General features: G+C 67.6%; 7 protein-coding genes. 6 read left to right on the forward strand and 1 reads right to left on the reverse strand.

Annotated features, from left to right (window positions below):
- The first annotated feature begins 132 nt into the window (after positions 1-132).
- Both dapB and Y706_RS0114905 read left to right on the forward strand, forming a co-directional pair.
- Complete coding sequence (gene dapB, locus Y706_RS0114900) at positions 133-891, forward strand: 4-hydroxy-tetrahydrodipicolinate reductase (protein WP_028277216.1); 759 nt, start codon at positions 133-135, stop codon at positions 889-891.
- A 5-nt stretch (positions 892-896) separates the two neighbouring features.
- Positions 897-1,379, forward strand: a complete 483-nt coding sequence (locus tag Y706_RS0114905; protein WP_028277217.1) for a hypothetical protein — start codon at positions 897-899, stop codon at positions 1,377-1,379.
- Between the two features lie 63 nt (positions 1,380-1,442).
- On the opposite strand, the gene Y706_RS0114910 is transcribed toward Y706_RS0114905, so the two are convergent.
- On the reverse strand, positions 1,443-2,681 hold the full coding sequence (locus Y706_RS0114910) for a heparan-alpha-glucosaminide N-acetyltransferase domain-containing protein (RefSeq protein WP_253906801.1): 1,239 nt from the start codon (positions 2,679-2,681) through the stop codon (positions 1,443-1,445).
- Between the two features lie 130 nt (positions 2,682-2,811).
- On the opposite strand from Y706_RS0114910, the gene Y706_RS30290 reads away from it, so the two are divergent.
- From Y706_RS30290 to Y706_RS0114930, 4 genes are all read left to right on the forward strand, one after another.
- The gene (locus tag Y706_RS30290) at positions 2,812-3,267 is read left to right on the forward strand and encodes a hypothetical protein (RefSeq protein ID WP_028277219.1); all 456 of its coding nucleotides are present in this window, start codon (positions 2,812-2,814) and stop codon (positions 3,265-3,267) included.
- Between the two features lie 9 nt (positions 3,268-3,276).
- Positions 3,277-4,041 (forward strand): carbon-nitrogen hydrolase family protein, encoded by a 765-nt coding sequence (locus Y706_RS0114920; protein ID WP_028277220.1) that lies wholly within the window; start codon positions 3,277-3,279, stop codon positions 4,039-4,041.
- A gap of 103 nt (positions 4,042-4,144) precedes the next feature.
- Positions 4,145-5,053 carry a 4-hydroxy-tetrahydrodipicolinate synthase gene (dapA, locus tag Y706_RS0114925; protein WP_028277221.1) on the forward strand — a complete coding sequence of 303 codons (909 nt, stop codon included), beginning with the start codon at positions 4,145-4,147 and terminating at the stop codon, positions 5,051-5,053.
- Between the two features lie 60 nt (positions 5,054-5,113).
- Entirely contained in the window at positions 5,114-6,805 is a 1,692-nt protein-coding gene (locus Y706_RS0114930) for a ribonuclease J (RefSeq protein WP_028277222.1), read from the forward strand.
- Positions 6,806-6,824 lie beyond the last annotated feature (19 nt).

A 6,824-nucleotide genomic window follows, 5' to 3' on the forward strand; every position in this document is an offset into this window, starting at 1 on the left:
GAGCCGGCGGGCCGGGCCCTGCGGAACGTTGCTCACGCCGCGTGGCGGGCAGGCTGTCGCCCCCGACGGCGGCCCTGTAACCAAGCGCCGCCGGTTCCGGAACGCAGCGGCCCCGGCGGTAGGGTTGATGGCATGACCGAACAACTCTCCGTCGCCGTGCTGGGCGCCAGCGGGCGCATGGGCGCAGAGGCCGTGAAGGCCATCGACGCCGCCGCGGACCTGACGCTCGTCGCGGCCCTTGGCCGCAACGACCCCCTCGACTCCCTTGTCAGCTCCGGCGCGCAGATCGTGGTGGACCTGACCGTCCCCGAAAGCACCGAGGCGAACGTTCGCTTCGCCGTCGAGCACGGCATGCACGCCGTGGTCGGCACCACCGGCTGGGATACCGGCCGGCTCGCGGGCCTGGAAGAACTCCTCGCCAACCGGCCCGGCGTCGGCGTCCTGATCGCCCCGAACTTCGCCCTCGGCTCCGTCCTGGCCTCCGCCTTCGCCGCCAAGGCGTCCAAATACTTCGAATCCGTAGAAATTATTGAGCTGCACCACCCGGACAAGGTCGACGCGCCCTCCGGCACGGCCGTGCGCACGGCACAGCTGATCTCGGCCGAGCGCTCCGAGGCTGGCGTGCCGTCCAGCCCGGACGCCACCACCTCGGAACTCGCCGGTGCCCGCGGCACCGACGTCGACGGCATCCGGGTCCACAGTGTCCGGCTGGCCGGTCTTGTCGCGCACCAGGAGGTCCTGCTGGGCGGCCCGGGGGAGCAGCTGACCATCCGCCACGACTCCTTCGACCGTGCGTCCTTCATGCCCGGGGTGCTGCTGGGGATCCGCAGCGTCGCCGCTCACCCCGGTCTCACCGTGGGTCTCGACGGCTACCTGGACCTGGGACTCTGAGCCCGATGTCCGCTGCCTTGACTGCCCTGAAAGCGAACCGCACCAAGATCTGGGTGGGGGCCGTCACCCTGCTGCTCGTGTTTTACCTGGTGGTGTCCCTGCAACGTTCCGTGCTCCTGATGTCCGATCCCAGCCTCGTGGCGAAGGCGATCGGCGTCGCCTACCTGGTGCTGCCGGTCATCGGGGCCTGGGCCCTGATCCGGGAACTGCTGTTTGGTGCCCGCACTGAGCGGTTGGCAAAGATCCTCGAAGCCGAGGGAGGCCTGCCGGAGGATACGCTGCCGCGCACGCCCGCCGGCCGTATCATCCGCGAAGCCGCCGACGCCGAATTTGAGAAGTACCGCGCCGAAGCCGAAGCCGCCCCCGAGGACTGGCGTTCCTGGTTCCGGCTCAGCTGTGCGTACGATGCTGCCGGAGACCGCAAGCGCGCCCGCGCCTCAATGCGCGACGCCGTGCGAATGTTCCGCGCCGGGGTGCAGAAAAACTAGCCGGACACCGTTTGCCGTGCGGGGCCGGGCGGCGGAACTTAGCGCCGGACCTGGGTGCGGAACTTAGCGCACGCGACGAGGCCGGCGGACTTGGGCCGGCTGGTGCCGGCCGGCCTGGCTGGCCGCATGGGTCGCCCACTCCAGCGGCCCGCGCCACGCCATGGCCGCGAAGACTCCGCCGGCCACCAGCACCCCGACAGCCTGCGCGAAATACACACCCTCCACGGTCCAGCCCGGCATCAAGGGCTGGTCGTGCAGGGCGGCCATGATGCACAGGTGAGCCGTGTAGAGACTCAACGTCATGGCCCCGGCTCCGCGCAGCGGCAGCAGCAGATCCAGTTCCAGCCAGTCGCCCAGCCGGCCCAGCAGCAGGCACAGGCCGATCACGGCGGCAGCGGCCCCCGAGGTGTGCAACAGATCCAGCGTGGTGCCGGAGTGCGGTGCACTCGTGGCCAGCCACCACACTGAGCCTGACTGGTCGATGCCGGCCAGGTTGACCTGGAGCAGGCTCTCCAGCGGGTAGGCGGGATCGCCGATGTGCGCCTGAAGGGCCTGCCTGCCGCCCCAGTCTTCCAACATGAGCGTCCCCAGCCATTTGGACATGACGGCCACCACCGTGCCGGCAGCAACGAGCAGGAACGGCACGGGCGCTTTCCACAGCGCCATCCGGCCGATCACCAGCCCTACGAGGAGATAAGCGATCCACTGCAGGACAGGGTAGTAGCCCGTGAGGAAGAGGTCGCCCAGTAGTCTTGCCGGCGTGGCCAGATCCTCCCAGCTTGGGTTGTGCCCCAGCCGCAGGGGCGGATCGGCGGACAGCAGCCACGGCCGCAGGAGGTAGGCCAGGGCGGGGGCAGCCAGTATCCAGAGGACCGCGAGTGCGGCCAGGCGTTTCAGCCCAAGCCCGATAAAGGGCAGCACGCACAGGAACAGCAGGGCGTAGTGGACCAGAATTATCGCGATGTTGACTCCCAGCCCGCCCAGGGAGAGCCCGACGGCACCGATCACGAGCGCCCGCAAGGCGATGCCTCTGCGGGCCGCCCGCAGTTCGGCGCCCTCGAGCGGCAGCTGTTTCCCCGTGGACAAGGCGAGTCCGACTCCGGCCAGCACGGCGAACAGCGCGGCTGCCCGTCCGGAAAACGCCAGGCCGATCCAGGTGGGCGTGAGCTGCGGGTCCGGCTCAAAGGTCGCCAGCACGTGGGTGGCCATCATGGCCAGCAGGGCCAGGCCGCGCGCGGCGTCAATACCGGCCAGCCGGACGCCGGAGGAAGAGCCCCGGACGGTCCGGGAAGCCGTGGTCATTCCGCGCGCCGTCATCATCTGATCGTCTCACGATCGACCCGGTGACCGTCTCATTTTCGGCCCGCCCGCGGCCCCGATCCTTCTCCGGGCATCCCTTGTATTCGAATATATGTTCGAATACGATGGGCGCATGAACGACGCCCCAGAGCCAGCCTTCCTGAAGCCCGAATTCACCGGCCGGGATTCCACAAGCCGACAATTTCCGGGCCCGGATCCGTCGGGCCCGCAATGGACCAGCGCGACGCCTGGCGGAAGAACAAAGCGTGGCGAGCCGGCGGCCGGCGTCCTCAAAGCCATGAGCCCGGGCGTGGTGGACTTCCTCTTCCGGCGCTTGGTCGCCGGGGAGCCGGCCGAGGACGTCCAGTGGGGGAAGGAGGGGGCGGCGCTGGCCGCGGTACCGCCGGGAGCTGAGCTGGCGCGGCGGCTGGCCGAGACGGACCTCGATGCCCTCACTCCAACCGAATTGTTCGACTACGTGCGGGCGGCCCAACGTCTGGCCGCCTGGGCGGAGGCCCTTCGCGAAACCGCCGTCGGGCGTTACTGCTCGGCACCTTCGGCTCCCTCCGGCGAAAGACGGGGTGCATAGGATGGCAGGGTGACCACTGGCTCAATCACCGCGTTGACGCTGTCCGCCGTCCAATACCAGGCCCTGGATGGTGGCGTTGCCGCCAACGTGCCCGAGCACATCCGGCTGATCGAAGACGCCGAGTCGCATGGAGCCCGGCTTGTCATCTTTCCCGAACTCTCGCTGACGGGATACCGGCTGGACCTGCTGGACGGACCCGGGGAGTGGCTGAGCGCGGCTGACCGGCGGCTGGACGGCATCCGGGAAATCTGCCGGCGCACCGGAATAACCGCCGTCGTCGGTGCCGCGTTCAAAGACGCGGACGGTACGCCGCGGCTGGCCGCCCTCGCGGTCCATCCAACAGGCTCCATCGAGACCAGCTTCAAAACGCACCTGCACGGACCGGAGCAGGATCTCTTCGTGGCCGGCAGCAATCCCGCGGTCCTGGAGATCGACGGCTGGAAGGTCGCCCTGGCGATCTGCTTCGACGCAGCCCGCCCGGGCCATGCGGAATGGGCCGCGGACGCCGGGGCGGACATCTATGCCGTCTCGGCCCTCTACACGGCCGGCGAAGACCACCGGCTGGCACTGCATCTCGGCGCCCGGGCCATGGACAACCGGATGTTCTCCGTCCTGGCGAACCTGGCGGGCGCCACGCCGCTCGGCCCTTCGTGTGGCCTGAGCGGGTTCTGGGGTCCTGACGGGCTCCCGCTCCGGCAGGCGGCCGGCACCGGCACCGAGGTGCTGACCGCGAGTCTCCAATACAGTGTGCTGGCGCGGTTTCGGCGGCCCTGAGTCCGGCCGGGCCGCCGAAACGTGACGCACGGCCGCCGAGTTTGACGTTCGTCACACCGCCGCCATTGTCCTAACATGCCGCAGACAAGGTAACGTTTTTCATATGGCTGACTCTGATATTCGCTCTTACACGTTCGGGACCCTCGTGACTGCCATGGTCACGCCTTTCACATCGGACGGTGAGGTCGACTACCGGCAGTCGGCGGAACTGGCGAGCAAGCTCGTCGACGACGGCAATGACGCCCTCGTGATCTCCGGCACCACGGGGGAGACCTCCACGCTCGAGGACGACGAAAAAGAGAAGCTCTTCCGCGTCATCGTCGAGGCCGTGGGCGACCGCGCCAAGGTCATCGCCGGGACCGGGACCAACCACACCTCGCACTCGATCGAGATGGCCAAGCGCGCCGCCAAGGCCGGAGCGCACGGCCAGCTGATCGTCACGCCGTATTACAACAAGCCCAGCCAGGCCGGTATCCAGGCGCACGTCGAGGCCGTGGCCGACGCCGCCGACCTCCCCGTCATGGTCTACGACATCCCCGGCCGCGCCGGCGTGCCCATCCTGCCCGAGACCATGATCCGGCTCGCCGACCACCCCAGGATCGTCGCCCTCAAGGATGCCAAGGCCGACTTCAACGCCGTCACGCGCGTCCTGGCGAACACCGATCTTGATGTCTACTCCGGCGACGACGGCCTCACGCTGCCGTGGATGGCCGCCGGCGCCGTCGGGCTGGTCAGCGTCTCCGCACACGTCGCGACGCGGCAATTCCGTGCGCTGATCGATGCCGCACTTGCAGGCGATTTTGCTACCGCCCGCACCCTACATTTCGAACTGGACCCCGTGGTCCGCGCAGTGATGACCCACATTCAGGGTGCTGTCGCTGCCAAGCAGGTTCTTAAGTGGCAGGGAGTCCTGCCCAACTCGGTTGTCCGTTTGCCCCTCGTGGAGCCGGGCGAGGCCGAGATCGCAACCATCCGCGAGGATTTGGCGGAAGCGGGGATGGTCTTTTCCTGATCGGGAGCCAATCCTGACGGTTAAGAACCAGCCCGGCTTCAGCCTGGAAAGTAGTGCACTATGACCCAAACCGCCCTTCCCGGCCTTGTCACGCCGCCCCGCCTCCCGAAGAACACCCTGCGGATCGTACCGCTCGGCGGAATCGGGGAAATCGGTCGAAACATGACCGTTTTCGAGATCGATGGCAAGCTCCTCATCGTTGACTGCGGCGTCCTCTTCCCCGAAGAGACCCAGCCCGGCGTCGACCTCATCCTGCCGGACTTCTCCTACATCGAGAACCGTCTCCAGGACATCGTCGCGGTAGTCCTGACCCACGGTCACGAAGACCACATCGGCGCCGTCCCCTACCTCCTGCGCCTGCGCGCCGACATCCCCATCGTCGGTTCACAGCTGACACTGGCCCTCATCGAGGCCAAGCTGCAGGAACACCGGATCAAGCCGAACACGAAGATCGTCGTCGAGGGCCAGGTCGAGAAGTACGGGCCCTTCGAATGCGAGTTCATCGCCGTCAACCACTCCATCCCGGACGCCCTGGCCGTGTTCCTCCGCACCTCGGGCGGCACCGTCCTGCATACCGGTGACTTCAAGATGGACCAGCTGCCGCTGGATGGCCGCATCACCGACCTCCGGCACTTCGCCAAGCTGGGCGAAGAAGGCGTGGACCTGTTCATGTCGGATTCGACCAACGCCGACGTCCCGGGGTTCACCACCGCCGAGAAGGAAATCGGACCCACCCTGGACCGGCTGTTCGGGCAGGCCTCCAAGCGCATCATCGTCGCCTCCTTCTCCTCGCACGTGCACCGCGTCCAGCAGGTTCTCGATGCCGCCGCCAACCACAACCGCAAGGTTGCCTTCGTGGGCCGCTCGATGGTCCGGAACATGGCCATCGCCGCGAAACTGGGCTACCTGGAGGTCCCGGCCGGGATCCTGGTCGACATCAAGAACATCGACAACCTGCCGGACAACCGGGTTGTGCTGATGTCCACCGGCTCCCAGGGCGAGCCCATGGCCGCCCTGTCCCGCATGGCCAACGGCGACCACCGCGTCGTCGTCGGCGAGGGCGACACCGTCATCCTTGCGTCCAGCCTGATCCCGGGCAACGAAAACGCCGTCTTCCGCATCATCAACGGACTGCTGAAGCTCGGCGCCGACGTCATCCACAAGGGCAACGCCAAGGTGCACGTCTCCGGCCACGCTGCCGCCGGCGAACTGCTGTACTGCTACAACATCCTTGAGCCGCTCAACGCCATGCCGGTGCACGGCGAAACCCGCCACCTCATCGCCAACGGCAAGATCGCCCTCGAATCCGGCGTGCCGGAGGAAAGCATCCTGCTCGCGGACAACGGCAGCGTGATCGACCTGCGCGACCACCAGGCCGACATCGTGGGCCAGGTCGAGGTCGGATTCGTCTACGTCGACGGCTCCAGCGTCGGCGAGGTCACCGAAGCAGACCTCAAGGACCGCCAGACCCTCGGCGATGAAGGCTTCATCTCCATCATCACGGTCATCCACCGTGCCACCGGCAAGGTGGTGTCCGGGCCGGAAATCCACGCCCGCGGCGTGGCGGAGGACGATTCCGTCTTCGACGAGATCATCCCCAAGATCAATGAGGCCCTCGAAGAAGCCGTGCTGAACCGCACGGACCACACGACGCACCAGCTGCAGCAGGTCGTCCGCCGGGTCGTCGGCACGTGGGTCAACCGCAAGCTCCGCCGCAAGCCCATGATCATCCCGGTGGTCCTTGAGGCGTAAGCCTCAGGTGGTTCACCGG

This window comes from Arthrobacter sp. I3 (assembly GCF_000520575.1).
In the GTDB taxonomy this organism is placed as follows: domain Bacteria; phylum Actinomycetota; class Actinomycetes; order Actinomycetales; family Micrococcaceae; genus Arthrobacter; species Arthrobacter humicola_A.

Bases quoted from the DNA above. Each gene is read 5' to 3' on its own strand.
- dapB (WP_028277216.1), top strand. From the start codon at position 133: ATGACCGAACAACTCTCCGTCGCCGTGCTGGGCGCCAGCGGGCGCATG.
- Y706_RS0114905 (WP_028277217.1), top strand. From the start codon at position 897: ATGTCCGCTGCCTTGACTGCCCTGAAAGCGAACCGCACCAAGATCTGG.
- Y706_RS0114910 (WP_253906801.1), bottom strand. From the start codon at position 2,681: ATGACCACGGCTTCCCGGACCGTCCGGGGCTCTTCCTCCGGCGTCCGG.
- Y706_RS30290 (WP_028277219.1), top strand. From the start codon at position 2,812: ATGAACGACGCCCCAGAGCCAGCCTTCCTGAAGCCCGAATTCACCGGC.
- dapA (WP_028277221.1), top strand. From the start codon at position 4,145: ATGGCTGACTCTGATATTCGCTCTTACACGTTCGGGACCCTCGTGACT.
- Y706_RS0114930 (WP_028277222.1), top strand. From the start codon at position 5,114: ATGACCCAAACCGCCCTTCCCGGCCTTGTCACGCCGCCCCGCCTCCCG.